Here is a 25,030-nt window from a genome sequence, read left to right as displayed (position 1 = left end):
GCGCGCGGCTGCCTAAACACATCCAAAAACAAAGTCGGCGGGGAGGAGATCCTATGAAACGATATCTTCTGACGGCGGCGGGGCGGGACCGGGCGGGGCTGGTGGCGGCGGTGTCGAAGACCCTTTTTGACAACGGCTGCAACCTGGAGGACAGCGCCATGACGCGGCTGCAGGGCGAGTTTGCGGTGCTCGTGATTTTTTCGGGCCCGGCCAAGGTCGCCGGGGTGGAGCGCGCGCTGCGGGCGTTGGGCAAAAAGACGGGCTTGGCGATCCACCTTAAACCCCTCACCGCGCGGGAGGCGCGCTCGCCCCGAAACGCCGACAACGGGGTGCTCGTGACCGTTTACGGTGTCGACCGGCCGGGCATCGTCCACCGCGTGACGGCCCTTTTGGCCAAGGCCAAGGTCAACATCACGGATCTCACGACCCACCGCACCGCCGCGCCGGGAACCCCCTCGGGCTATATTCTTTATGTGGAGGGCGAAGCGCCGACGGGTCTCGCGCCCGCGGCGCTCGAAACGAGCCTGCGCGCCGGGGTGGCGGAGTTGGGCGTGACCCTGAACGTCAAACCCCTGGCCACCCAAGCGTTGTAATGGCCGTCCAACCGATCCTGCTGTTCCCCGACGAGGGGCTAAAACAAGTCTGCCCCCCCGTGGCCCAGGCCGACGCGGACGCGGCCCGCCTGCTGACCGATCTGGCCGACACCCTCTATTCGACCCCGGGGGTCGGGTTGGCCGCGCCCCAAATCGGCGCCGTGAAACGCGCCGTCGTGGTGGACGTGACCTGGCTGCCCCCGCGCAAAGGCAAAGAACCGCCCAAAGGCCACGGGCTCATCGCGCTGTTAAACCCGGTGGTCGTCAAAGCCGAAGGGGAAATGACTTTTCGCGAGGGGTGTTTGTCGATTCCGGAATTTTTGGCGGACGTGAAACGCGCCCGTTGGGTGCGGGTCGAGGGGCTCGGCCGCGACGGTCAAGCCACCGCCATTGAAACCGAGGGCTTCGAAGCCGTGGCCCTCCAGCACGAGATCGATCACCTGGACGGGGTATTATTCCTCGACCGGGTGGCCAACATCAAAACCGACCTCTTCCGCCGAAAAACCGCCCCGGCGAAAACCTAGACCCTGTTATCGGAAATTAAACTGCAGGCCCAGGGTGCCGGCGAAATTGTCCGGGGCCCACATGCCGCCGAGGTTGAGCTTCAACGTCGGGAAGAACGTGAATTGCAGGCCGCCCGTCACTTGGACGAGGTTCCCGTCCGCGTCGGCCGAGGCCACGCCTTCGGTGGCGTTGGCGGCGTTGCCCGTTTCCTGAATGGCCAGCCGGGTCTTCGCGTCCCCCATGAGCCGGGTGTAGCCCAACCCCGCGTAGGGGGTGACGATGGCCATTTGCTTGCTGGCCACGACACGGAGCGTCAGCGCGCTCGTACGCCAATCGGTGTCCCAGGCCAGGTCGGCCGTTGGGGCCAAGCCGCCGGGAAGGTTCAAGTTGGCGTCGTAGCGGTCATCCAGGGACACGTGACCGTTGGCCGTGTCGTAGGCGAGACCCACGCTGACGTCCGGCAATAGAACGCCGGTCACGCCCTCCCCCATCAGTCGTCGGCGGACTTCCACACCGAACACCTGATTGGCCACTTCGGTTTTCTTGGCGCCGTCGGTGTTGTCGAATTTGAACTTCCCGAATTTCACCCCGGCGTCGAGGCCCCAAGGCAGGCCGATTTTGGCGTGGATCACCGGCAAGGGGATGGGCAATTGGGACATCATATCCACGGTGTCCACGTTCAAATCGGTCAAGGGCAGGCTGTCCAAGGCGTCGATATCCAGCTTGGAGGAGCTCACCGCCAGGGACACCCCGATTTCCACGCCCAACAAACTGTGCACGTCCCCGGGCAGTTGGGGCGAAGCGGCCGCGTTGAACGCGGTGGCGTTGGCCAGTTCCTCGCTAAACCATCGAGACAGGGCCGCGGCGTCGCTGGTCACGTCGGCGCGGACGGCCACGGTCGACGTCAACAGGAACGCCAAAATGGAAAAACGAAGAAATTTCATGGGTTTTCCTCCCGAGGGTTGTCCACAAAGTTATCCACAGAACTCACTTTTTGCCCTGATTTAACCGCCAAATGAGCCACAGGCCTTCCAGAGTGAGGTCCGGGACTATCTCTTTTATACCCCCGATTTCCTTGCCCAGCAAGGGGGAAAGGCCCCCCGTGGCCAAAACGAGGGGCGCGCCGCCCATTTCAGCCTTGAGCCGCGCGAGGATGCCTTCGGACAGCCCCACGTAGCCGTGATAAAGACCCGAGGCCATGCTGTCGAGCGTGTTTTTCCCGATGGCGCGGGCTGGTTTTCGAAAGGCCCCCATGAGCGGGAGCTTGGCGGTGCGTTGGGAGAGGCTCTCGGCCGCCATTTGGGGACCCGGGGCGATGGCCCCGCCCAAATAGGCCCCCCGGTCGTCGACGCAATCGAAGGTCGTGGCCGTCCCGAAGTCGATCACGATGCAAGCGCGGCGAAAGCGGGCAAAGGCGGCCGCGGCGTTGACGATCCGATCCGCGCCGACTTCCGCCGGACGGTCGTAACGGATTTCCACCCCGGTTCGGGTCTCGGGCCCCACGAAGAGGGCGGGGCAACCCAGATAACGGGGGCACAAATCCCGGAAGACCTCGTCCAAGGGCGGCACGACACTGGCCACCACAACGCCCCCGAGGGCTTTTAAAGAAAGACCCGCGTGGTCGAGGACCTGCCGGAGGGAAAGGCCGTATTCATCGGCGGTGGTGTGGCGGTGGGTCGACAGGCGCCCGGTCGCGAACGCGCGCGGGACCCCGCCCCCGGCGGGGGGCCGGGCCGGGAAGGCGCCGAGGGTGATGTTGGTGTTGCCGATGTCGATCGCCAACACCCAGGGCGACCCGCCCCTTTCCTCCCTCAATTGACGTTCGTTTCGGTCAGGAGCGGCTCCGCCGCGGCGATCCGCTCCAGAGCGGCGCGGAACTCGGCCAAATGGTCGTGGAAGACCATGACCTTCGACATCCGGCCGAAGCTTTTCTCCGTCAACATCACGTAGCGGTGGCCGTTCTTGGTGACGCGGGATTCGAGAATGTACGTCCGTTTCCCGCATTGCAGTGTCTCGGTGCTCATGTCGTTTTTCCTCCCCAAACCGAAAAGCGACTTGACAAAACTAATTCGCGACAACGTTCATCCTTTTGAGGGCGTCGACCAGTTCACGGACGGCGGCGGCCGATTTTTCCAAAGCGGCCTTTTCCGCCGGGTCAAGGCGAACTTCCAACACCTGTTCAATGCCCCGGGCGCCCAATTTGACCGGAACGCCCAAGAAAATTCCCCGCATCCCGTATTCACCGTCCAGGTAGGCGGCGCAGGGCAACACGCGCTTCTTGTCCATCAAAATGGCCTTGACCATGGCGACCACGCTCGCGGAGGGGGCGTAATAGGCCGACCCGGTTTTCAAGAGCTTCACGATTTCGGCGCCGCCATCGCGGGTGCGCTGGAAGATGGCTTCCACGGTTTCCGGAGGCAGGATCTCCCCGACGGGGATGCCCGCGATGGTCGTGCAACGCGCGACGGGCACCATGGTGTCGCCGTGGCCGCCCAACACCATGGGCTGGACGTCCTCGACGGAGACCTGGGCCGCCTCGGCCAGGAAGGTCGCCAGGCGCGCCGAGTCCAACACGCCCGCCATGCCGATCACCCGTTCCTTCGGGAACCCGGTGACCCGCAGGGCCACGTGGGCCATGGCGTCCAAAGGGTTGGAGACAACGATCACGATCGCTTTCGGGGAGGTTTTGGCGATTTGCTCGGAAACGTTTTTTACGATCCCGGCGTTGATGTTCAAAAGGTCGTCGCGGCTCATGCCGGGCTTGCGGGGGACCCCGGCCGTGATGACCACGATGTCCGAATCCGCCGTGGGGCCGTACTCGGTGGTCCCCGTCACGCGACTGTCGTAGCCGTACACAGGCCCCGATTGGGCGATGTCGAGCGCCTTGCCCGCGGGCATTCCTTCGGTTTGGGGAATGTCGACCAGCACGACGTCGCCCAGTTCGGCCTCGGCGAGGCGTTGGGCCAGGGTCGCGCCGACGTTGCCGGCGCCAATCACGGTCAGTTTGTGCCGCATAAAGCCTCCGCATCCCGTCCACCGCCGGGCAGGGCCCGGGTGGTTAAAATCGTTCGAGGGGATGAAGGGGTATTTTAGCGGGTTCACCGCCCCTTGGCAATGGCGCGACGGGTCTGAGTCCTTACGGCGAACCCAAGGCGGGGTCCGCCTCAGTGAGGGGTTTCGGTGACTTCGGAGGAATACCCCCGCGACCGCCACATATGGGTCAACCAAGCCACCCGACCCTGGCGCCGCGTCGAAATATTGTTGTGGACCCGCGCGGTGGCCGCCAGATCCGGGCGATTGGGGAACAGCGCGGCGGCCCTGGCCAAAAAGGGTTCCGCGCTCGTCCGCCCGGCGTGGTATTTGGCCACGCTGAGGGCCGTCCGGTATTCAAACTCGGCGTCCAAGCCCGCGGCGCGCCGATACCCCTCCCAATCGCCGGGGGAAGGGCGAAACCCCAATACCCCGGACACCTCGGGAAGTTGGACGAGACGATTGGCCAAGGCCCATTCGCTTTGGGGACGAAGATGGATATCGTCTTCGGTTTGCCCAAAATCAACCCGCGCCCGCGGGTGATCCCGCGCCAAGAGATCCAAAGCCGATAGGAAGACAAGCCCGGGGGTCCGCCGCAGGGGATCCCCGGGCGGCAAAAGAAGGTGGCGCGGAAGCGGCCCGGCGGCGAGGGCTTCCCGGTAGAGGGCGTTGGCCTCTTGCCAGCGGTTCAATCGATCCAGGGCCCCCGCGCACCGAAACGCCGCGTCCGCGAAGCGGGGGGAGCGTTCATAGGCCCGGGCGTGATGCGCGGCGGCCAATTCCCATTTTCCTTCTTCCTCGGCCAGAATTCCCGAAACAAAGAACCGGGCGCCCGTCTCTTCGGGGTCAATCCAAAGTTTTTCCAAATCTTCGTGCCACAACGGCCCCCAGACCATGTTGAGGGAAGGCTCGACGATCACCAGAACCGTTCCGGGGGGCATGCGCCGGGCCAGGCCGGCGATGCGCCGCCGGAAAGATCGCCGAATGGATCCGCGGCGGGACTCCGCCGTCTCAATCACGTCGTTCCAACTGTAACGCGTAAAGTCCGGCACGGACAAGACAGGTTCCCGCCCGACCCGGGCCCACACACCCCGTCCCAACGCCGTGCTCAAGACGAGTCTTTCGACCCCAAAGCGGAGACCCCCGCGAAGGATGTTGGTCGGTACGAATTCGTTTTCTCCCGTGAAAAGGAAAACCACGTCCGGCGCGTGATCCAAGGAGTCCAACGCCGTCCGAACGGCGAATTCGACACCCTCCCCCGGCCGGCCAAAATTAACGATCTGTGTGGGACGGTCGGGGGCGCGGCGGCGCGCTTCATAGTCCCAAGCCCCGGGAACGCTGCTTTGGCCTTGGTGGTGATACCCGACCAGTTGCGATCCCCCGAAAAAAAAGACGCGACGCTCCCCGGGCTTTTTCTTTTTCGACACCCCGCGCGCGGCAAGCACTCCTGCCGCGTAGGTGGGCCCCCAGTGCGCGAGACGGGCTCCCCCTTCGAGTCCCGCCAGGAGGCCAACGGTTAACAGGCCGCTAAAAATGGCCCGGGTCAGACGGGGCATGCGTGATGGCTCCTTGAACGAATGAAAACCCACCCGGGAGATTACTTGGTTATTTCGGTCGACACAACTCGCGGTTTAATCGGTTCAGTGAATCCGAGGGTCCGGGCGGGTCGAACCGGGGAAAGAGACCTTCCCGGAGGGACGCCCCGGACAGCCCCCGCAAGAAGGGCGGTCGGACCCGGACGCTCAACGTCAGTGGGCGGGCTTGACCGGTTCGACCTCGTCGGAAGCGCCGCCCAAAACCTCGCGGACGGAGGTTCCCCCTTCCAGGACTTTCTGCAGGCCGTCCATGATGATGGTCCGCATTTTTTGGGGGGATTTGTTGACGGCCGCGTCCCGCACCATGTCGGCCGTGACATCCTTCAAGACCACGTTGCGCACGGTCTCGTCGATCACGAGCAACTCGTGGATGCCCATCCGGCCCTTGTAGCCGGACCCGTTGCAATTGGCGCACCCCGCGCCCTGAAAAAGCTGGGCGCCCGGCGGCAGGGACACGTTGTTGTTGCGGAACACCTCGACTTCTTCGGGATTCGGCGCCCGGGGGGCGCGGCACTGCGGGCAAATCCGTCGGCACAACCGCTGAGCAAGCACGCATTTCAGAGTGCTCGCCACCATGAACCCGGGAATGCCCATGTCCATCAACCGGGTGATGGTCGACGGGGCGTCGTTGGTGTGAATGGTGGAAAACACCAAGTGACCGGTCATGGCGGCCTCCATGGCGATGTGGGAGGTTTCCTGGTCGCGGATTTCGCCCACCATGATGACGTCGGGGTCGAGCCGCAAAAAAGACCGCAGGGCGAGGGAGAAATCAAAACACTTGTCCTCGCCCATCTTGAGGTCGGGGTTGACCTGCACTTGGACGATGCCGTCGAGGTTGTATTCGACGGGGTTCTCGGCCGTCAAGATCTTGATGTCCGGCCGGTTGATGTGGTTGAGCGCGGCGTAGAGGGTCGTCGATTTACCGGAACCGGTCGGCCCGCAAACCAACACGATGCCGAAATTCTTTTTTCCGCCGACGCCTTTGAGCAGGCCGAGGAAGCGATCGAGCGTGTCCGGCAAAAAGCCCAACTTTTGGATGTCCACCTGGACGGCCTTCCGGTCCAAAATACGCATGACGCAGGATTCCCCGTAGACGGTGGGAATGATCTCGACGCGGAATTCGATGGGACTGCCCTTGGCCATCACCTGGATACGGCCCGATTGGGGAATCCGCCGCTCGGTGATGTTCATGGAATTGGTCATGATTTTTATTTTCGCCATAACCGCGTTACGGAAAGACCAAGGGATTTGGAAGGGGGCCGCCCGAAGGAACCCATCGACGCGGTAACGGACCAAAACCCGCGAGGTCCGCCCGGTCGGGTCTTCGAAGGGTTCGATGTGGATGTCCGACGCCTTTTGGCCCAAAGCGGAAAGGATCACGCCGTTGGCGATTTTTTCCACCTCGGGGGCGGAGGCGTCGACTTCGGTGACGTCGGTCTTTGTCTCCAACTTTTCAAGTTTTTCATCCGAGCCGATGTTAAGGGCCGTTTCGGCGACGGACTTGAGGAGTTCCTCCCCTTTCCCGCCCCCGGCCAGACCGTACACCTTGTCGAGCTCTTTCATGATGTCTTCGGGCATGGCCATGTAACGTTGCACTTCCAGGCCCGTGCGGATGTGTATGTCTTCGGAAACAAGGAAATCGCGGGGATCCGCCATGGCGACAAGAAGGACCTGGTCCTCCTTGGCGAAGGGCAAAACGATGTGGCGGCGGGCGTCGCCTTCCGGCAAAATTTTCACCACGTCGGGATCGATTTCCATTTCGGCCAAATCGACCGCTTTGGTGCGGAACTCCCGGGACAGGATTTGCAGGACGTCCACCTTGTCGGAGAGTTTCAGATCGATGACGGTTTGTTGAAGGGGGCGACCCGTTTTGACCGATTCTTTTTCGGCCTGGAGAATGCCTTCGGGCGTGACCAACCGGGCTTCCAGGAGAATTTCTTTGGTGGTTTTGCGTCCGGGGTTGCTGCGTTGCATCAAGACGTCCTCCCCATCGTGGTGCGATCCCTAGATATTTAGCCCCGAAATCGGGAAATGTCCAGGGGGATCAGCGGGGGGAGGGGGAGGTTCGGAAAAGGGGAAAGAGGGACCAGAGGATGACCCCCGCGCCCCAGAGGAAGGCGGCGATGCCGGCCCGTCGCGCGGACCGGTCGGCCCGCTGAAGGACGGCGGTGTCCCGCGCCCAAAACAGAGTGGCGACCCGTTCGCCGGAAACAAAAACCGGGGACCAAAACCCCCAGGCACCGTCGGACAAAGGGCGGTCCCGCGGGGCGTCGCCGGACCCCGGGGGCGGATCGCCCGCCATGTCCCCGTGCAAAACGACCAAAACCCCTTCGGCGTCGCCCAAGCCGGCGGCGCGGCTGTCGGTTTCCGCCCGGAGGCGGCGAACCAGGGTGTCCCGGGCGGACGGATCGTCCCACCGGTCCGCCAACCGGGCGGCCCACAGGTCGGCCAAACGGCGCCCTTCGGCCGCGAAGAAACGGCGGCCCTCGTCGCGCCGATGGCGTTCCACCGCGGCGAAATAGAAACCGATGAAAATCAGGAGGGCCCCGGCGCCGATCGCGATGCGCGCCCGGGGCGGCACGGTCAGAGGGCGCGGGGGGACAGCCGCCGCAACGCGGCGGCCACGAACTCGCGGAACAGCGGGTGCGGCCGCAACGGGCGGGATTTCAACTCGGGATGGAACTGCACGGCCACGTACCAGGGGTGGTCTTTGAACTCGACGATCTCCGCCAACCGGTGTTTGGGGTTTTCCCCCACCACCCGGAGGCCCGCCTTTTCGAGGGCGGGACGATATTTGTTGTTCAGTTCGAACCGGTGCCGGTGACGTTCCGAAATCATCTCGTGGCCGTAGGCCCGACGGGCCAGGGCGCCGGAAGCGACGCGGCAGGGGTAGACCCCGAGCCGCATGGTGCCGCCCAGATTGACCACGTTCTTTTGCTCCTCCATTTTGCACACGACCGGGTGGGGCGTGCGCGGCGCGAACTCGGTGGAATGGGCCTTGGGCATCTTGGCCAGGTGGCGGGCCACCTCGATCACGGCGCACTGCATGCCCAGGCAAATGCCGAAAAACGGAATGCGTCGCTCGCGCGCGAAGCGGGCCACCGCGATTTTCCCCTCCACGCCCCGGTCCCCGAACCCGCCCGGGATGAGAATCCCGTCCATTTGCATCAATTGGGCCTCCAGGTTCTTGTCTTCGACGTCGATGTATTTGACGATCACCCGGGTGTTGTTGGCGAGGCCGCCGTGCAACAGCGCTTCGCTGATGGATTTGTAGGCGTCCTTGAGATCGACGTATTTGCCGGTCACGCCGATGGTCACCTGGTGTTGGGGGTTGTGGATCTTTTCGACCATGGCGTTCCACGCGGAGAGGTCCTTGGTGGGGGAACGCTGGCGCAACAGCATCAACACGAGCTCGTCCAACCCCTGTTTTTCAAACAGGACGGGCACGTCGTAGATCGAGTTCGCGTCGACCGCCTCGATCACGGCTTCCTTGGACACGCTGGAAAAAAGGGCGATTTTGGCGCGCAGTTCGTCGCCGAGGGGGCGGTCGGAACGGCAGACGATGATGTCGGGCTCGATGCCGATCTCCCGAAGCTTTCCGACGGAGTGCTGGGTGGGCTTCGTTTTCAGTTCCTCGGCGGCCTTGATGTAGGGCACCAAGGTCAAATGGATGTAGAGCACGTTGTCGCGCCCGGCGTCGATGCGCATTTGGCGGATGGCTTCGAGGAAGGGCAGGGACTCAATGTCGCCGACGGTGCCGCCGACTTCCGCGATGATGATGTCGCGGCCCTTGGCCACGCGCCAGAGGCGGTTTTTGATTTCGTTGGTGATGTGGGGAATGACTTGGACGGTTTTCCCGAGGAACTCGCCGCGCCGCTCCTGGGCCAGGACGGTCTCGTAAATTTGGCCCGAGGTGCAATTGTTGTCGCGGCTCATGTCCACGTCGATGAAGCGTTCGTAATGGCCCAGGTCGAGGTCGGTCTCGGCGCCGTCCTCGGTGACGTAGACTTCGCCGTGCTGGTAGGGGCTCATGGTGCCCGGGTCCACATTGAGGTAGGGGTCGAGCTTGATCATCGTGACGTTCAAGCCCCGCGCCTTCAAGAGGCGCCCCAACGACGCCGCGGCGATGCCCTTCCCCAGCGAACTCACGACCCCACCCGTCACGAAAATGAATTTAGCCCCGGCCATGGTTTCTCCTTTTGTCCCCCGCCAACGCGCGTTCCACCCGGGCCACGTCCGCCGGGCGGTCCACCCCGACGGAATCGTCGGGCGTGAAAGCGACCTTGAGGCGCACGCCGTTCTCCAGCGCGCGCAATTGTTCGAGCTTTTCCGCCGTTTCAAAGGTCCCGGCGGGCCAACGGATGAACCGCCGCAGCGCGTCGGCCCGGTAGGAATAAACCCCCAAATGTTTCAACAGAAGCGGCGTGGGCGGGGGCGTCCGGGGGCGTCCGTCCCGGTAGAAGGGCAGAGCCGCCCGGGAAAAGTAAAGGGAATACCCCTCTTTGTCGACCAACACCTTGACGGAATGGGGGTTGTCCCAGTCCGCGGCCGCGAGCGTGGTGGCGGCGGTGCCGATTTGAACGTTTCGATCGCGGTGCAGCGCGAGCACGTTCTTCAGGGTGCGGGCCGTCATGAGGGGCTCGTCCCCCTGCACGTTGAGGTAAAGGTCCGCGCGGATTTTGCGCGCCACCTCGGCCACCCGGTCGGTGCCACTTTGGCAGCGATCGGAGGTGAGGACCGCCTCGCCGCCGAACGCCGTCACGGCATCGACGATCGCCCGGTGGTCCGTGGCGACGACCACCCGGGGCAGCGCCCGGCGCGCGGCGTTCCACACCCACCAAATCATGGGTTTACCGGCGATGGGAGCGAGGGGCTTACCCGGGAACCGTTGGGCGGCGTACCGCGCCGGAATGACGCCCAAAACCTTCACAACGCTTTTTCCAGTTCGGCGGGGCTGACCGTGGCGGTCCCCAGCTTGGCGACCACGACGCCGGCGGCCGCGTTGGACACGCGGCAGGCTTCGTCCAGGGGCACGCCGGCCGCGAGGGCCAGGCTCAAGGTGGCGATGACGGTGTCCCCGGCGCCCGTGACATCAAAGACCTCGCGGGCCTGGGAAGGGATGTGCAGGGGTTTTTTCCCCTCGCGGTAGAGGCTCATGCCCCGCTCGCTGCGGGTGATCAAGACCGACCGGCAACGCAACCGGCGCAGGATGCGCGCGCCCAGGGCGTCGACCTCCGCGTCGGTGCGGGGCGGCTGGGCGCGGACGCCCTCGGTGGCTTCTTTCAAGTTCGGGGTGATGCAGTCCACGCCGCGGTATCGGAGGAAATGTTCGATCTTGGGGTCCACGGTCACGAATTGGCCCTGGCGGTGGGCCCCCGACAAAACGCTTTTGAGAAGGCGAACATTGACCACGCCTTTGCCGTAATCGGACACCACGACCCCCCGCGCCGTTTTCAAACGTTCCTTCGCGGCCTCGAGCAAACGGCCGATCACGGCGGACGAAAGGGGCGCGCGGCTTTCCCGGTCGAACCGCACGACCTGCTGGTGGCCGGCGAGAACCCGGGTTTTGAGGATGGTGGGGCGGGACCCATCAGCCACAACGCCGCTCACGTCAACCCCGCGGTCCTTGAGAGCGGCCAACAGGCGGTCGGCGTCGGGGTCTTCCCCCACCACCGAAACCAGCCGGGGACGGCCGCCCAGCGCGGCGATGTTGCAGGCCACGTTGCCGGCGCCGCCGGGCATGAAATCCTCGTGGTGGACGTCGACCACCGGAACGGGCGCTTCGGGCGAAAGCCGATGGACGCCGCCGCGGATATAGCGGTCCACCATGAGGTCGCCGACCACAAGCACCGGCAACCCGCGAAAACGGTCCACACGGGCGGAACGGACGGCGGGGCTCATCGGAGGCCTTTCGGGACAACGGGGAGAGCGGGGGAGCGGGGGATCATAAAAACGAGGGCATTATAACAAAATCAAAAATCGTCCCCGGCGAAGGGATCGACGACACGCCGCGGCTTTTTCGGGGGCGGGGCGGGAAGGACCGCGGCCGCGGGGGATCCCCCGGGAATGTATTCGCGCATTTCGGCGTCGAAGGCGCCCACCGCCACTTTGGACCGCAACAGCACGGGCACCCGCCGTTCGTCGTCGGTGACCCAAACGAGCAACTTCCCTTTGGCTTGAAATATGCCCTCGCCCGCGAGGATCGGGTCCAAACGCAGACACTGGAACACCCCGGCGGGCACGCGAACTTTTTCTTTGCGGAGCACGTGCACCCGCAAAGGCCAGTTCACCGCGCCCGAGTTGGCGTCGAGGGTGTAGGTTTGGCCGACGACAAGCGGACGCGTCCGGATGAAATACAGGCTGGAAAGGACGTCCTGGACGAAGGGCGGGATGGGACCTTCGACGACGGTTTCTTTGCCCTTCCGGCGTTTCCGGTACGTGAACGACCGGGCGGCGTGGTCGTAATCGGTCTCCACCTCGCGCATGTACCCGCCCTCGCGCATGCTTTGGCGGAACCGCAGGGACGCCAGGCTCTGCACGTCCATCCAGGACTCGTTTTTGTCGCGAACCTTAAAAAAAGCGTCGATGGTTTTGTTGGTGCGGGCCTCGGAATGGAGGTAATAGACCGGGCGCCCACGGACGGTGTCGGTGGAGCGGATTTCGAGCGTGGCCACGCCCGAGGGCAGGATGCCGTATTTAATGACGTAGCGGATGGTTTCCCCGGGGGCGAAGGCCGTTTGGGCTTCGGTGCGCCAGGCGAAGGCGATCGCGGCGGGCGCCGTGGACAAGACCGGGGACGCGGCCGGCATCGGCTCGGCGGCGCGGACCCCGGAGAGACACCCCCCCAGCGCGGCCACCAAAAGGGCGCGCCGGGAAAAGATCACAGGCCGGCGATCCCCTTGAAGATCACCAGCGCCGCGCCGGCGGCCCAACCGATGGCGGCGTTGTATTCCCGGTTTTTCAAATACCGCGCGCGTTCAAACCGGTCGGGGTTTTCCCGCCGTGCCGGCGATCCGCGGGGGATAAAACGGTGGTTCTTTGAGGTGAAAGCCCGCCAGGCGTCGCCGAACGTCTTCTCCAACGCGCGCTCTTCGTCCACGATGCGGCGGGGGTAGATCCACAGGAAAAGGAAGAGGAAAACAAACCAGAGGACGGCGGCGTGAACCGGGAACCGGGAGGCGGTGCCCGCGATGACAAACCCCAGCGCCATCAGGAAACTTCCCGTGTACAAAGGATGGCGGACCCAGGCGTAGGGCCCGTCCTGGGCCAGACGCTTTCCTTTCTCCAAATAACCCGCCGCCCAACCGCGAATCCAAAGGCCCGCGAGCGCCAAAAGGAGGCCCAGCAAAGCCCGGGGCCAACTTCCGACATGGGAAAAAAGGGCGAAAAGGCCTCCGGCCACAAAACCCAAAAAAACACGCCAGCGTGCGATCACGATAGAATCCTTTCCAAGGGGATGGGGTATTTTCTCATATTTTTGTTTCGGCCGCGCGCCAGGCCGTTCCGGCGGCAAAAAACAGGTTCATGACAACTTCCGAATCGTTGAACCAGGATTCGGTCAATCCGGCCAGCAACAAAGCCACGAAACCCCAAAACACACCGGCCAGGGTCGGGTCCCGCTCCTGGGCGCGCCAGAGGACCCGCCCGAGCGCCGCCAAAAACCACAAAAACAACCCCAGCCCGATGAGTCCCTTTTCCACCCCGACCTGCAAATAGATATTGTGCATTTCCGTCCACACTTCGCCGGGCACCGACCCCCCCCAACGGAGTTCCGCCGCGGGGATCCGGGCCTGCCCCGGGCCGACGCCGCAAAGGGGCCGCCCCCGCATCAATTCAAGGGACCGGACCCAAAGACCGAGGCGAATGCGGTTCGAGCTGTCCCGATGGCGGTCCCCGATGCTGGCCGCCCGGTGCCGCAACGCCGGGCTGGCGACGACGGCCAACCCCGCCAAGACCACGCCGATCCCCAGGACCCGGGCGATTTTTTTATCCCGCCGGAGCGCCGCCCAAAGAACAAGGGTGAGGAAGACCGCCAACCAAACGCCCCGGGTTTGACTGAAAAACAGCCCCGCCCCGGCCGCCAGGGCGGTGAGCCAACGGGCGGCTTTTTTTTCGCGCGGGAGGCCCCCCAGGGCGGCCAGACCCGCCAACGCCATGACCTCCGCAAAGGTGATCGCGTTGCTGTACAGGCCGACCGCCCGACCGCCTTTGTTCGAGAAGGCGCGCACGAGAAAAGAAGGAAGGCCCTCCACCGTCGATGGAACCCCGCGATCCCAAACGTTCAACCATTGGAAAGCGCCCAGAACCCCGGCCACCGCCGCCGCGATTCCCCAAAAGCGCCATCGGGCGGAAAGACCCGCCCGGCCGCCGAGGACCGCCGCCAAAACAAAAACCAATATCAACACTTCGGAGCGGAGGGCGTGACCCAAACCCGCCGTCGTCGAGGTCAGGCCCGCCGACGCCGCCGTCCAAACCAGGCCGGCCAACCAGGGAAGTTCCAGCCCCGTGGGACGCCAAACCCGGGGGAGACGAAAAAGCAAAGGCAGGGCGAAGGCGGCGGCCAAGCCCCAAAACACGTTGGCCGCGGCGAGAGACAGGGGCAGGGCGAGGCCCAGGGCGATCAAAAGGCCGTCGCGCGCCGTCTCGAGACGCGCGCCGCCGGGCGTTGTCATATCAGTTCCCGGTAAATTTTTGCGTGGGCGTCGGCGACGCCGTCCCAGGGGTGGGCTTCCGCTTTCCGCCGGCAAGCGGCCCGATCGAACCCCAAAGCCTTTTCGATGGCCGCCGCCAATTCGTCGGGCGAATTCAAATCGTGGACGATTTCCCCATCCACCCCGGGGGTCAAGATTTCCCCCGCGCCCACCCGGTCGCTGACAACGGCCGGGGTCCCACAGGCCAGGGACTCCAACACGACAATGCCAAACCCCTCAAAGCGTGACGGCAGGGTCATCGCGTCGGCGGCGGCGAGGTACCTCGAGAGATAAGGGGTTCTCTCCACCTGAAAGAGACGACCCCGGGAGATCAATCGATAGGCCGCGGCGTCCCCGCGGAAGTCCGCCTTGCCCACCACGCACAGAGCGACCGGCCAACGCGCCAACAGGCGGTCCACCGCCCGCACCACCAGCGTCAGGTGCCGCCGCTCGGCCTCGGCCCAGACCGGCGCAAAAACGATTTTGAGGTCATCGGTCCATCCCGCCGATTGCCGCAACGTGAATCGCCCCGGACCGCGCAGCGCGGGCGAAAATTCTTTCCCGTCGACCCCGGGGCGGACCAGGCGGACCCTCGTCCCGGCGACCCCCCGCTCGGCCACCCAGCCCCTCATCAGTTCGGAGGGCACCGTGATCACCCGCGACCCATCGGGCGCCAATTGGCGGCGCGTCAGGCCCGCCCGCCACCCGGGGGTTTTCCGAAGGTCGGGCTCCCCGTCGAGCAACGTCAACACGTCCTGGCTGGACAGGTCGCCGAACCCGTGGGTCAAGACCACCTGCAATTTCCCTTGCCGCCGGCGGGCCGCCCGATCGAACGACGCGGCGGCCCAGGCCGCGGGAAAGGGCCACGCCCCGACGGTGTCCATGTCCAGGGTGGGGCCCAACATGTCCTGGGGGGGCGCGACGGCCAACCGATGGGCGGTCAATCGGGGGATGAACCCGCGCGACAAGAGCCGCGGGGCCAGGGCCAGGGCGGCGCGGCCCGCGTCGTTGTCCGGGGACAGATCCTTGACCACCAAGCCGATCGGCGAACCCAGCATGGATTATTTTCCTTTCACGGTTTCCAGCGGTTGTGGATCCACAACCATTGGTCGGGGGCGGCGCGCACCCAGGCTTCCACCCGCTCCGTCATGCGCCGCGTCAATTCAAACATGTTTTCCGGCGTGGGTCCACCGGCGGGAACTTCCATGGCGGGCTCGATGTCCACGCGGATTTTTTCCCCTTCGCGCCAGGACCTCATGGGGTGCACCGCGCAACCAAGGCGCAGGGCCAACAAAGCGGGCAACCCGGTGGTCAAGGCCGGACGGCCGAAGAAAGGCACCGCGATCGCTCCGTCGGTGATGCGCTGATCGAAAAGGAGGCCCAAAACCTTCCCTTCGCGGAGCCAGCGCAGGGATTCGCGGGCGGCGTTCTTGTGCATGAAAACCCGCGCCCCAAAACGTTCCCGAACGCGGGTGATGAAATCGTTGACCGAGGGGTTTTTGGCCCGACGGGCGATCATCGCGAGCGGCATGCCGTCGAGGCTCATGAACGGGGTCGCGTATTCCCAGTTGCCCAAATGACCCGTAAAAAGGAGCACCCCCTTCCCTTTCTTGACGGAATCCCGCAGGCCCTCCAAACCCGTGAGGGCGATGGCGTCGGCGTAGTCCGCGGGGGAACTGCGCCCCAACCGGGCGTACTCCCAAAACCATTCCCCAAAATGGGCCCAGACGCCGCCCACGCGGCGGCGCGCCTCTTCCGGCGACGTGCCGGGAAAGGCGGCGGTCCAATTGGCCACGCCGACGCGGGACTGCCGGGGACGCAGGAGTCCGACGCCCCGGCCGAGCGCGCGTCCCAGCGGGCGCCCCAGCGCGGCGGGCATTCGACCCAACGCCCCGAACAACAACCGGGCCGCCAGATGTTCTATCGCAAAGCGGACGCGATCACCGAATCCCACGGGTCCTCCCCGTCCCACTTCAAATCCAACCGCGCGACCACCGCCGGGAAATCCGGCGGCAACCGTTGCCAATCCTTTTCCGTCACAATCAGGCGCCGGCGGTCCCGCCCGGCCTCGTCCGTCGCGCGCGCCCTCTCCTTGCGCGAGAACACGTGGTGGTCGGCGAACCGCAAACCGCGAACCCGCGCGCCCAAGCGTTCAAGGCCCGCCTCGAACCCGGCGGGGTCCGCCACCCCGGTCAGGGCCAGCACCGACGCGCCGTTCCATTCGGCCGCGGGAACCGGGCGGCCCGTCCGCCCTTCGTAAAACGAGAGGACGTAATCCGCGAAAAAAGTGGGGACGGCGCCGGGGAGGCCCGCCGACCGCAGGGCCGCGCGCTCCGCGCCGCTCAAGCGTTCCGCCCGGGTGAAAACCCACCCGTCGGCCCGGGCGCCCGCCGCGGGTTTTTCCCGCCAGGGCCCCGCGGGCAAGAGGGGGGTCGGCCGGCCCGCCACAAAAACCCCGTGGGCCGTTCGGGCGTCCATACACAACAGACTTCGGTCCCGGTGCAGGCGCTCGTGCTGGTGACCGTCGTCCATCACCGCGCAATCCACGGTCCCGGCGGCCCAGGCCCGGCCGGCCGCCGCCGAGCGATCGGCGTCGATGGAGACCGGAACGCCCGGCAGGCGCGCCGCCAACAGGCGGGGCTCGTCCCCCAAAAGCGCGGCCCCCGGAAGGGCCTCTCCTTGATTGGGAACGTAGACGGGCCCGCCCCGCCGGCCGTGGCCCCGGCTTAAAATCACCGGGCGGCGGCCCGCCGCCTTCAGCCGCTCGGTGAGCCAAAGCGTCACGGGGGTTTTCCCCGACCCGCCCACGGTCAAGTTCCCGACGCAAAAAATCGGAAAGGGCCAGCGGGTCTTTTCAAAATACCCGTCCGCGTAAAGCCGCCGTCGGGCGCGCGCGGCCGCGCCGAAAATCGCCGCCGGGAGGGCCAGGGACGCCCGCCAGAGGGGGTGGCTCGGCCAACTCACGCGGTGCGCTCCAGCAGGTCTTCGGTCTCCCGCGCCACCCGCGCGGCCCCCAGCCACGCCATGCACTCGTGGTTGAAGGGGCAACGGCTCCGTTCGCAATTGATGCACGACAACCCATCGACACGCAGGGCCCGGTGCCGGGGCGTGGCGGGGCTGCAGGCCACGGGCGAGGTCGGGCCGTAAATCGTCACCGTCGGAACGTCCATGGCCACGGCCAAATGCATGAGGCCCGAATCGTTCGACACCGCGACGCGGCAACGGGCCAACAGGGCCGCCGCTTGGGCCAGGGGTCCGACGGGGATGACGTGCGCGCGGCCGGGGTGCGGCGCCGCCAAGCGTTCCAGGTCCGGGCGTTCCTCCGGGCTTCCGAACAGAAGAACCGCCCGGTCGGAGCGGGCCAGCAAAAGGGGAAGCAATTCCGCCCACTTTTCAAGGGGCCATTGGCGCACGGGGTGGCGGTGCATGGGCAAGAGGGCCACCCGCTGGCCCCACCGACCCACGCCTTCCTTGTCCCACCAGGCGCGCGCGCCTTCGTCGCGGCCGGCCAGGTGCGTCAAGCGGGGCAGGGGGCGGGCGGGGGGAACACCGAGGGCTTCCAACAATTGGTGCTTGTAGGCGACCACATACCGGTCGGGGCCGCCGCGCGGGACGCGGCGGTTGTAGACCCGTCCCCAAAAGGGGACATCGAAACCCGCCCGCACGGGAGCCCCGCTCAAGGCGGTCAGTTGCGCGGTGCGCGGGTTGCACATGAAATCCACCACCCAATCGTAACGGCGGCGGCGGATTTCCGGAATCCAGCGAAGGAGGTTTTTATCAAAGAGAAGCGTTTCGTCCAGGCCGGGGTAGCCTTCGAGAACGGGGGCCGCCGCGCCCTCCGCCAGGAACTCGATGCGCGCTTCGGGAAACTTTTGGCGGAGCGCGTCGATCATCGGCGTCGTCAAAATGACGTCGCCGATGCGGCGGGGCTGGACGATCAGGATCCGCATTACAAACGCGCGCGGCCGCGCGTGATGTTCAAATGAAAATCCCAACGGGTGTCGTCCCCCCGGACGAAGATCCGTCGGAGGGCCAGGGGCGCGCCGACGGGGTCGGCCAGACCCTGGTGGACGGTGCAAGCGGTCCTGTAGCCCGCGTTTTGGATCAACAGCCGAAGGGGCAAATCGTCGGCGCCGTTCCCGTAGGGATGGGCGAAAGAAACGGGCGGGACGCCCATTTCCCGGGCCAGGGTCGCGTGGCTCTCCTCAAGCTCTTTCCGGGCGTCTTCCGGCGTCAAGCGGGCCAGCCGCGGGTGGTTGAGGGTGTGGGACCCGATGTCCCACCCCGCGTCGCGCAACGCGCGGACCTCGTCCCAGGTCAACATGGGGACGCGCGTTTCCGTGGCCGGGTCGTGCCAGAAGTTGTCGCGGCCGATGGCGTTGACCACCACGAAGATCGTCGCCGGGAACCCGAACTCCCGCAACACCGGCAACCCTTCCGTGAGGTTGTTTTGGTAGCCGTCGTCGAAAGTGATGACCGCCGCGTTGGCGGGGACCGCGTCGCCGGCGTCCAACAACTCCGCCACGCGCCGGAGCGTGAGCGGCGCGTAACCCCGGCGTTTCAAGTACTCCATTTGCCGGCGCAGTTGCTCCACCGACACCCACAATTTCTTAAGCTTGGACCCCGCCGGCGGAACGCCGACTTTGTGGTACATGAGCACCGGCAGTCCCTTCGCCCGGGGGCGCCACCAATTCCACCGCGCCGAAAACCCCCCCGCCGCCAACAGGCCGATCCCCGACAAGAGCTCAGGCAGCATCCGTGTCCTCCGTCATTCGAACAAACTTGAGCCAGGCGTAGAAAGCGCTCAACGCCGCGTACACAAAACCCGGGTGACCGTCCAGAAAACCCAATTTCAGGAAATAGCGGATAAAGAACTCCCATGGCAACCGCAGGTGGTGCCACCAACGGAACCGTTTCCCCCGGCGGCGCTTGTCCCGGGCGATCAGCCCGGTGTAACGGTTGCATTTATCAAGATATTCCGAAAAATTGCGGTAGCTTTCGTGGCGCACCGCGCCGCGCAGGCGTCCGTGCGGCGGGGCCACGTCGATGCCTTCGTGGATCTCCCGCCCGGCGTAACGGGCCTTGTCCCGCCGAAACAGCCGCAAATGGCTCTCGCTCCAGTGACTCCCGAAGCGCAATCGCCGGCCCAGAAAGATATTGTGGAACGGCAGGAGGAACCCGTTCACCGCCGGGCCGGCGTCGAGGGCGGCGCGGATCTCGCCTCCCAGCTCCGGCGTCAGGCGCTCGTCGGCGTCGATGTTCAACACCCAATCGCCCGTGGCCTGTTCCAAAGCGAATTGCTTTTGAGGCCCGAACCCGGCGAAGTCTTTTTCAATGACCCGCGCGCCGCGTGACGCGGCGATCTCCCGCGTCCGGTCGGTCGACCGGCTGTCCACCACGACGATTTCATCGGCGACCCCCCGCAGGCTGTCCAAACAGCCCGGGAGGTCGCGTTCCTCGTTGCGGACGATCAGAATCGCGGAGAGTCGCGGCATATCACCTCGTCGTAAAATCGTTCGTAAGCGTCCGCCATGGCGGTGACGGTGAAACCCCCCACCCGTTCGCGACCGCGGGCCACGCGGCGCGCCCCCTCGTCGGGGTCCAACCCGCGCTCCAGGTTGGCGGCGAAGGCCGTCGCGTCCCCGACCGGCGACAATTCCGGAGCGGTGGGACTGCCGTAGATGTCCGGAATCCCCCCGGTCGCCGTGGCGGCGGTGGGCACACCGATGGCCAGCGCGTCCAACAGCACCGTGCCCAGCCCTTCTTTTCGGGATGGAAACGCCACCAGATCGGCCAACGCCATATATTCTAAAACATCCGCTCGGTGTCCTAGAAAAGAGACGCGCTCGGCCACCCCCTCTTTTCGGGCGATCTCCGCCAACGCGCCCCGCAGGGGGCCGTCCCCCAGAATCAAAAGCCGCGCGTCGGCCAATCGGGGGGCGATCCGCGCGAAGGCACGGAGGAGGGTGGCTTGGTCCTTGCTCTCATCGAGGGCCCCGACGTGGAGAATTACGCGCGTGGCGGAATCAATGCCCCTGTCTCGGCGCAGGCGGTCGCGATCCCGACGGGACGGATAGGCCGCCGAATCCACCCCGCTGGGAATCACCCGGACCCGGGCCGGCGCGACGCCGGCCGCGATCAGGCGGGACGCCACGCTTTGGGACACCGCCGCCCAGGCCGCGGGTCGGCCGTATTTCCAGCGGCCCGGCCCGCCGCGAACGGGGAAATCCACCCGGCGGGTGGCGACCAGGCGGGCCCCGCCGCCCGGAAAGGCCAGAGCGCCGAGCCCGACCGCGTGGCCCGTGTGGGCGTGCAGAATTTCAACCCGGTTCGACCGGAGGAACCGACGGAGCCGTCCCGCTTCCCAAATCGCCAATTCGCTCCAGGGGGAGACCGGGAAGGTTTCAAGGCCGGCGTCGCGGCATTTTTGATCGAGCGCTTCCCCCGGACGGCAGGCGACGACGTTCCGATGCCCGCGCCGCGCCAACTCCCGCGCCAGGAGAAAGGTCTGCCGCTCCCCGCCGCGCCAACCGCGCTCGGTGTTGAGGTGCAGGATCGAGAGGGGTTTCACGCCGATTCCCGCCGGGCCCGGGCGGCCTGGTAAATTTTTTCGGTTTCGGCGCCCAGGCGGTCTAAGGAAAACCGCTCCTCCGCCACGCGGCGCGCCCGCGCCCCCATTTTTTCACAGCGCGCCGGGTCGTCCATCAATAGACCCAGGGTGCGCGCCAGCCCCCCCGCGCTTTTGGGAGGGACCAAAAACCCGTTGTCGCCGTTCAAAACGATTTCGGGCAAAGCCCCCACGTCCGTGGCGACCAGCGGGCGGCCCTGGGCCAACCACTCGAGACCGGCGCGGGACACGGCTTCGCTTTCGACGGAGGCGACCACGCCGACGCGGCATTGGGCCATGAACGCCCCGACGTCGGGCACGCGCCCGTGGAACCAAATCCAGCGGCCCACCCCCGCCGACTCCGCCAGGGCGGCGAGTTCCTTGCGGGACAGGTTTTTGTCCTCCCCCGCGATCCAAAATTCCTGGTCCGCCAGACGGCCCTTCAATTGGGCCACCGCCTCGATGAAGAAACGGTGCCCTTTGACCGGGTCCAACCGACCGACGATCCCGGCCCGGAAGGGCCCCGTCGGAAAAGGGGCCGGATGGACGGGCAAGTCCACCGCCGGTTCCACCACCCGGAGGCGGTCCCCCAAAAAAGGAAAACGCTGGGCGTAGGCCTCCGCCAAAGCGCGGGACGCCGCCACCACCGCCTCGGTCCGCCGAAAAAGAGCCGCCTGGCCGGGGCGGACCGATAGCCGCCGGGCCTCGCCGCGCGTGCGCACGAGCGCCGCGCGCGAAAAACGCGTGGCGGCGAAACCCAGGGTGTGGCCGGCGCCCGTGTGGGCGTTGACCACGTCAAACTCCCCGGCCCGGACGGCCCGGGCCGAAGCCAAGAACGACCCCAAAGGGAGGACCGGGAACCCAAGCGCCGCCGCCCGTTTTTCGGCGGCCTGGCCCGGTCGCGCGGCGATGGTCACCGAATGGCCCCGCGCCGCCAAGGCGCGCGCCAGAGTGAGCCCGTAGGCCGTGAGCCCGGAATCCCATCGTTCGTCGAGGATTTGGAGGATCTTCACGGGCGCGGCTCCCCCGCGGCGACGCGGGCCGCGGCCAGGACGTGTTCGACCGGGATGTCCGTCATGCAGCGGAAATGCCCCTCGGGACAGCGGGGTTTGCCGTGCAAGGCGCAGGGGCGGCAGGGCAACGGGCCGCCCTCGACGACCGCGACGCGGGGGCCGACCGGGAAAAAGCCGAATTCGCGCACGGTGGGACCGAAGACCGCCACGGTGGGCCGCCCCAACGCCGCCGCGACGTGCGTGGCGCCCGAATCGTTGGTGACGACCAGCGCCGCGCGGTTCAGGATCCGAAGCATTTCGGCCAACGACGTCCGGCCGACCCAATCCACGACCGGTCGGTCCATCGCGGCTCGAACGGCCGCCCCCGCCGGAATGTCGGTCGCGGCCCCCAGCAGGACCGCCCGCGCGTTCGGGCGCTCCGACAACCAACGATCGGCCACGGCGGCGAACCGCTCGGCCGGCCAGCGTTTGGTGGCGTGCTGGGCCCCCGGGGCCAAAACCAAGAAGGGAGAGTCCCCCAGGGCCTCGGCGAAATCCGCGGACGGCCGGTCTTCCCGCGAGGGATATAGGCGCGGCGTGCGTTCGACGGCGGGCACCCCCAGCGCGGCCAAGGTTTCCAAATAACGGTCCACGACGCCCCCCGCCAGCGTCGGGGCGGCTTTTTTCGTCCAGACCAGACGGCGGCGGGCGGCGGCCCGCTTGTCGTAACGAACGCGCCGGGTCGCCCCCGAAACCATGGACCACAGGCGGGACCGTCCGGTGCCGTGCAAGTCGATCACGGCGTCGAATCGCCGCGCGCGGATCGCCCGGGCCCAGCCCCAGACCCCGCGGTCCTCAAAAACAAAAACCTCGTCCACCGTGGGGTTCCCTTCGAACAACGGGGCGAAGGCGCGCCGCGTGAGGACCGCCACCCGCAGGCCCGCGCGCTTCAGGTTGGCGGCCACCGGCGTCGTGAGCACGACGTCCCCCAGCGACGACAACCGGATCAGGAGAACGCTCTTCACGACGGGCACCCCGCGCACGGAGCGCGCCGCGGGCGGATTTCGTCGGGAGAAAACGTCAGGGTTTCCTCAATCAGCCGCAGGTTGTCCTCCAAAGCCCCCCGTTCTCCGTCGGCGACCGACCGGGCCGCCGCGCCCGCTCCCCCCCGCTCCAGCGGTGTTGCGAGCCAGCGATCGACAACGGCGCGCAGGGCCTCGCCGTCGGCGGCGACGCGCGCGCCTCCGGCGGCCCGCAGGGCGTCGTCAATTTCGCGGAAATTCTCCATGGACGGACCGTACACCACGGGCACACCCCAGCGGGCCGGCTCAAGGGGGTTCTGGCCCCCGCGCCGCACCAGGCTGCCCCCCACGAAGGCGACCGTCGCGACCCCGTAAATTTCGGCCAACTCGCCCACCGTGTCCAACACCAAAACCTCGGGCGCGGGGACGACCGAAGACAATTGGGAGCGCAACGCGCAGGAATAACCGGCTTCCTCAAACCGGCGGCGGGTTTCCGCCGCCCGTTCGATTCGACGGGGCGCGACAACCGCCTTGAGCGCGGGGTGGTTCTTCCGCAACGCCGTCAGGACGTCGCGGAGGAGGGGTTCCTCGGCGGGCTGGGTGCTCCCCATCACCCACACGGGGTCCCCGTCGGCAAACCCGTAGGCTTTTTTCAGAGCCGGGATCCGTGCGGGGTCGGGCAAGGGCACGTCGTTTTTCAAATTGCCGGTGATGACGACGCGCCGGGCGTCGGCCCCCAGGGCGAGAAAACGCGCCGCGTTGCGGGGGCTTTGGACGCCCACCCGGGCCAGCGTGGACAGGAGGGGCGACCAGAGTTTTTTCAACGCGCGGTAGAGGGGGTAGGCGCCGTCGGACACGCGCCCGTTGACCACCGCGGCCGGGATTTTCTCCCGGGCCAGGACATCGAGCCAGTGGGGCCAAAGTTCGGTTTCCACCAGGACGACGCACCGGGGTTGAACGCGCCGCAGGGCCGCGCGGAAAACGCCGGGCCGATCGACCGGGGCCAACCGCACGGTTTCCGCCAGGGCGAGCCGGACGGCGAGGTCTTTCCCATTGACGGTCGTCGTGGTGAGGAACCGGGGCACGCCCTGGAAGCGCGCGGGCAGGGCCCGCAACAATTGTTCGGCGGCGCGCACTTCACCCACGGAGGCCGCGTGAACCCACAGGGCCCCCGTTTTTTCCGGCCACGGACCGCCCCACCCGAACCGTTCCGGCAGACCGCGAAGACTTTTTCGAAGGCCGTATTTCCAAACAAAGGCCAGGAACACCAGGGGCCAGGCGAGAAAGAAAAGAATGGAGTAAATCAGCAACACGTGGCATCCCCCAATCGTTTTTCCGCTTCGCGAACCGCGGCGTCGATGGCGTCGCGGACCCGGCCTTCCGCGGCGGGCCCCTCTTCCGCCAGAAACACGGGCTCTCCGTATACCACGGCGTAGCGGCCCAAGGGAAGCGGGACCAGAAAGCGGTCCCAACTGTTCAACTCCTTGACGCGGGTGCCCGCCCAGGCGACGGGAACGACAGGGGCCCCGGTCCGCGCGGCCAGGGCGACGACGCCCGGCTGAACGGACCGCAACGGGCCCCGCGGCCCGTCAGGCGTGAACGCGACGCTCCCGCCGGCTTGGACCGTGTCCAGCAAATCCCGAAAGGCCCCGCCCCCCCCGCGCGAGGAGGAGCCCCGCGCGGTGCGAAAACCGAGCCGGTGGAGCGCCCGGGCGACGAATTCCCCGTCGCGGCTCCGGCTGACCAAAACCCGCACCCCCCGCCCGCGGTGCACGTACAACAAGAGGAGCTGGTGGCGGTGCCAAAACGCGTAGACGATCGGAAGGTTCTTCCCCTCCCGTTCGAGAACCCCGGGGGACCGATGGACGGTCAGGCGGGAGGAGATTCCGACCCCGCGCAAATAAAGGGCCCCGACCCCGGAAATCAGGGCGGCCAAAAAACGGTCGCGAAGGGAAAGGTGGGGGGTCATGGCGGCGGGGACAGCCCTCCCCGAGGGG

At 66.3% G+C, this 25,030-nt stretch carries 25 protein-coding genes; 2 read left to right on the top strand and 23 right to left on the bottom strand.

Annotation, left to right across the window (positions count from 1 at the left end; genetic code table 11):
- Positions 1-53: 53 nt before the first annotated feature.
- Both IPI56_02450 and def read left to right on the top strand, forming a co-directional pair.
- Positions 54-593, top strand: coding sequence for an ACT domain-containing protein (locus IPI56_02450; GenBank protein MBK7544604.1), 540 nt, complete (start codon positions 54-56; stop codon positions 591-593).
- Complete coding sequence (gene def, locus IPI56_02445) at positions 593-1,117, top strand: peptide deformylase (protein ID MBK7544603.1); 525 nt, start codon at positions 593-595, stop codon at positions 1,115-1,117. Before IPI56_02450 ends, def begins: the two co-directional genes overlap by 1 nt.
- Before the next feature lie 6 nt (positions 1,118-1,123).
- On the opposite strand, the gene IPI56_02440 is transcribed toward def, so the two are convergent.
- From IPI56_02440 to IPI56_02330, 23 genes are all read right to left on the bottom strand, one after another.
- On the bottom strand, positions 1,124-2,041 hold the full coding sequence (locus tag IPI56_02440) for a hypothetical protein (protein ID MBK7544602.1): 918 nt from the start codon (positions 2,039-2,041) through the stop codon (positions 1,124-1,126).
- Positions 2,042-2,084: 43 nt separating this feature from the next.
- Positions 2,085-3,101 carry a type III pantothenate kinase gene (locus tag IPI56_02435; GenBank protein MBK7544601.1) on the bottom strand — a complete coding sequence of 339 codons (1,017 nt, stop codon included), beginning with the start codon at positions 3,099-3,101 and terminating at the stop codon, positions 2,085-2,087.
- A gap of 60 nt (positions 3,102-3,161) precedes the next feature.
- The gene (gene mdh, locus IPI56_02430; protein MBK7544600.1) at positions 3,162-4,112 is read right to left on the bottom strand and encodes a malate dehydrogenase; all 951 of its coding nucleotides are present in this window, start codon (positions 4,110-4,112) and stop codon (positions 3,162-3,164) included.
- Positions 4,113-4,261: 149 nt separating this feature from the next.
- Positions 4,262-5,683: a hypothetical protein gene (locus IPI56_02425; protein MBK7544599.1), complete on the bottom strand. Its 1,422-nt coding sequence runs from the start codon at positions 5,681-5,683 to the stop codon at positions 4,262-4,264.
- Positions 5,684-5,875: 192 nt separating this feature from the next.
- Positions 5,876-7,696 carry a Flp pilus assembly complex ATPase component TadA gene (gene tadA, locus IPI56_02420; protein MBK7544598.1) on the bottom strand — a complete coding sequence of 607 codons (1,821 nt, stop codon included), beginning with the start codon at positions 7,694-7,696 and terminating at the stop codon, positions 5,876-5,878.
- A gap of 70 nt (positions 7,697-7,766) precedes the next feature.
- Positions 7,767-8,303 carry a hypothetical protein gene (locus IPI56_02415; GenBank protein ID MBK7544597.1) on the bottom strand — a complete coding sequence of 179 codons (537 nt, stop codon included), beginning with the start codon at positions 8,301-8,303 and terminating at the stop codon, positions 7,767-7,769.
- Between the two features lie 2 nt (positions 8,304-8,305).
- Positions 8,306-9,910 (bottom strand): CTP synthase, encoded by a 1,605-nt coding sequence (locus IPI56_02410; GenBank protein MBK7544596.1) that lies wholly within the window; start codon positions 9,908-9,910, stop codon positions 8,306-8,308.
- Positions 9,897-10,652, bottom strand: coding sequence for a 3-deoxy-manno-octulosonate cytidylyltransferase (gene kdsB, locus IPI56_02405; protein ID MBK7544595.1), 756 nt, complete (start codon positions 10,650-10,652; stop codon positions 9,897-9,899). Before kdsB ends, IPI56_02410 begins: the two co-directional genes overlap by 14 nt.
- Entirely contained in the window at positions 10,649-11,623 is a 975-nt protein-coding gene (rfaE1, locus tag IPI56_02400; protein MBK7544594.1) for a D-glycero-beta-D-manno-heptose-7-phosphate kinase, read from the bottom strand. The genes kdsB and rfaE1 overlap by 4 nt, the downstream gene beginning before the upstream one ends.
- A 71-nt stretch (positions 11,624-11,694) precedes the next feature.
- Positions 11,695-12,606, bottom strand: coding sequence for a DUF3108 domain-containing protein (locus IPI56_02395; protein ID MBK7544593.1), 912 nt, complete (start codon positions 12,604-12,606; stop codon positions 11,695-11,697).
- The gene (locus tag IPI56_02390; protein MBK7544592.1) at positions 12,603-13,157 is read right to left on the bottom strand and encodes an isoprenylcysteine carboxylmethyltransferase family protein; all 555 of its coding nucleotides are present in this window, start codon (positions 13,155-13,157) and stop codon (positions 12,603-12,605) included. Before IPI56_02390 ends, IPI56_02395 begins: the two co-directional genes overlap by 4 nt.
- A 34-nt stretch (positions 13,158-13,191) precedes the next feature.
- Positions 13,192-14,394: an O-antigen ligase family protein gene (locus IPI56_02385; protein ID MBK7544591.1), complete on the bottom strand. Its 1,203-nt coding sequence runs from the start codon at positions 14,392-14,394 to the stop codon at positions 13,192-13,194.
- Complete coding sequence (locus IPI56_02380) at positions 14,391-15,470, bottom strand: glycosyltransferase family 4 protein (protein MBK7544590.1); 1,080 nt, start codon at positions 15,468-15,470, stop codon at positions 14,391-14,393. Before IPI56_02380 ends, IPI56_02385 begins: the two co-directional genes overlap by 4 nt.
- A 14-nt stretch (positions 15,471-15,484) precedes the next feature.
- Positions 15,485-16,366, bottom strand: a complete 882-nt coding sequence (locus IPI56_02375; GenBank protein MBK7544589.1) for a lysophospholipid acyltransferase family protein — start codon at positions 16,364-16,366, stop codon at positions 15,485-15,487.
- Positions 16,333-17,376, bottom strand: coding sequence for a tetraacyldisaccharide 4'-kinase (gene lpxK / locus IPI56_02370; protein MBK7544588.1), 1,044 nt, complete (start codon positions 17,374-17,376; stop codon positions 16,333-16,335). Before lpxK ends, IPI56_02375 begins: the two co-directional genes overlap by 34 nt.
- Entirely contained in the window at positions 17,373-18,362 is a 990-nt protein-coding gene (locus IPI56_02365; protein ID MBK7544587.1) for a glycosyltransferase family 9 protein, read from the bottom strand. The genes lpxK and IPI56_02365 overlap by 4 nt, the downstream gene beginning before the upstream one ends.
- Positions 18,362-19,168 (bottom strand): polysaccharide deacetylase family protein, encoded by an 807-nt coding sequence (locus IPI56_02360; GenBank protein MBK7544586.1) that lies wholly within the window; start codon positions 19,166-19,168, stop codon positions 18,362-18,364. The genes IPI56_02365 and IPI56_02360 overlap by 1 nt, the downstream gene beginning before the upstream one ends.
- Positions 19,158-19,907: a glycosyltransferase family 2 protein gene (locus tag IPI56_02355; protein MBK7544585.1), complete on the bottom strand. Its 750-nt coding sequence runs from the start codon at positions 19,905-19,907 to the stop codon at positions 19,158-19,160. The genes IPI56_02360 and IPI56_02355 overlap by 11 nt, the downstream gene beginning before the upstream one ends.
- Positions 19,883-20,983, bottom strand: coding sequence for a glycosyltransferase (locus IPI56_02350; protein MBK7544584.1), 1,101 nt, complete (start codon positions 20,981-20,983; stop codon positions 19,883-19,885). Before IPI56_02350 ends, IPI56_02355 begins: the two co-directional genes overlap by 25 nt.
- The gene (locus tag IPI56_02345) at positions 20,980-22,032 is read right to left on the bottom strand and encodes a glycosyltransferase family 4 protein (GenBank protein MBK7544583.1); all 1,053 of its coding nucleotides are present in this window, start codon (positions 22,030-22,032) and stop codon (positions 20,980-20,982) included. The genes IPI56_02350 and IPI56_02345 overlap by 4 nt, the downstream gene beginning before the upstream one ends.
- A complete protein-coding gene (locus tag IPI56_02340) occupies positions 22,029-23,036 on the bottom strand; it encodes a glycosyltransferase family 9 protein (GenBank protein ID MBK7544582.1) in 1,008 nt (335 codons plus the stop codon). The genes IPI56_02345 and IPI56_02340 overlap by 4 nt, the downstream gene beginning before the upstream one ends.
- Complete coding sequence (locus IPI56_02335; GenBank protein MBK7544581.1) at positions 23,033-24,346, bottom strand: hypothetical protein; 1,314 nt, start codon at positions 24,344-24,346, stop codon at positions 23,033-23,035. The genes IPI56_02340 and IPI56_02335 overlap by 4 nt, the downstream gene beginning before the upstream one ends.
- The gene (locus tag IPI56_02330) at positions 24,337-25,002 is read right to left on the bottom strand and encodes a lysophospholipid acyltransferase family protein (protein MBK7544580.1); all 666 of its coding nucleotides are present in this window, start codon (positions 25,000-25,002) and stop codon (positions 24,337-24,339) included. The genes IPI56_02335 and IPI56_02330 overlap by 10 nt, the downstream gene beginning before the upstream one ends.
- Positions 25,003-25,030: the final 28 nt, after the last annotated feature.

Source organism: Elusimicrobiota bacterium (assembly GCA_016706425.1).
In the GTDB taxonomy this organism is placed as follows: Bacteria; Elusimicrobiota; Elusimicrobia; order FEN-1173; family FEN-1173; genus JADJJR01.
This window is presented reverse-complemented; position numbering and strand designations above follow the sequence as displayed.

Bases quoted from the DNA above. Each gene is read 5' to 3' on its own strand.
- IPI56_02450 (MBK7544604.1), top strand. From the start codon at position 54: ATGAAACGATATCTTCTGACGGCGGCGGGGCGGGACCGGGCGGGGCTG.
- def (MBK7544603.1), top strand. From the start codon at position 593: ATGGCCGTCCAACCGATCCTGCTGTTCCCCGACGAGGGGCTAAAACAA.
- IPI56_02440 (MBK7544602.1), bottom strand. From the start codon at position 2,041: ATGAAATTTCTTCGTTTTTCCATTTTGGCGTTCCTGTTGACGTCGACC.
- IPI56_02435 (MBK7544601.1), bottom strand. From the start codon at position 3,101: ATGCGGGAAACGGACGTACATTCTCGAATCCCGCGTCACCAAGAACGG.
- mdh (MBK7544600.1), bottom strand. From the start codon at position 4,112: ATGCGGCACAAACTGACCGTGATTGGCGCCGGCAACGTCGGCGCGACC.
- IPI56_02425 (MBK7544599.1), bottom strand. From the start codon at position 5,683: ATGCCCCGTCTGACCCGGGCCATTTTTAGCGGCCTGTTAACCGTTGGC.
- tadA (MBK7544598.1), bottom strand. From the start codon at position 7,696: ATGCAACGCAGCAACCCCGGACGCAAAACCACCAAAGAAATTCTCCTG.
- IPI56_02410 (MBK7544596.1), bottom strand. From the start codon at position 9,910: ATGGCCGGGGCTAAATTCATTTTCGTGACGGGTGGGGTCGTGAGTTCG.
- rfaE1 (MBK7544594.1), bottom strand. From the start codon at position 11,623: ATGAGCCCCGCCGTCCGTTCCGCCCGTGTGGACCGTTTTCGCGGGTTG.
- IPI56_02385 (MBK7544591.1), bottom strand. From the start codon at position 14,394: ATGACAACGCCCGGCGGCGCGCGTCTCGAGACGGCGCGCGACGGCCTT.
- IPI56_02380 (MBK7544590.1), bottom strand. From the start codon at position 15,470: ATGCTGGGTTCGCCGATCGGCTTGGTGGTCAAGGATCTGTCCCCGGAC.
- IPI56_02365 (MBK7544587.1), bottom strand. From the start codon at position 18,362: ATGCGGATCCTGATCGTCCAGCCCCGCCGCATCGGCGACGTCATTTTG.
- IPI56_02360 (MBK7544586.1), bottom strand. From the start codon at position 19,168: ATGCTGCCTGAGCTCTTGTCGGGGATCGGCCTGTTGGCGGCGGGGGGG.
- IPI56_02355 (MBK7544585.1), bottom strand. From the start codon at position 19,907: ATGCCGCGACTCTCCGCGATTCTGATCGTCCGCAACGAGGAACGCGAC.
- IPI56_02330 (MBK7544580.1), bottom strand. From the start codon at position 25,002: ATGACCCCCCACCTTTCCCTTCGCGACCGTTTTTTGGCCGCCCTGATT.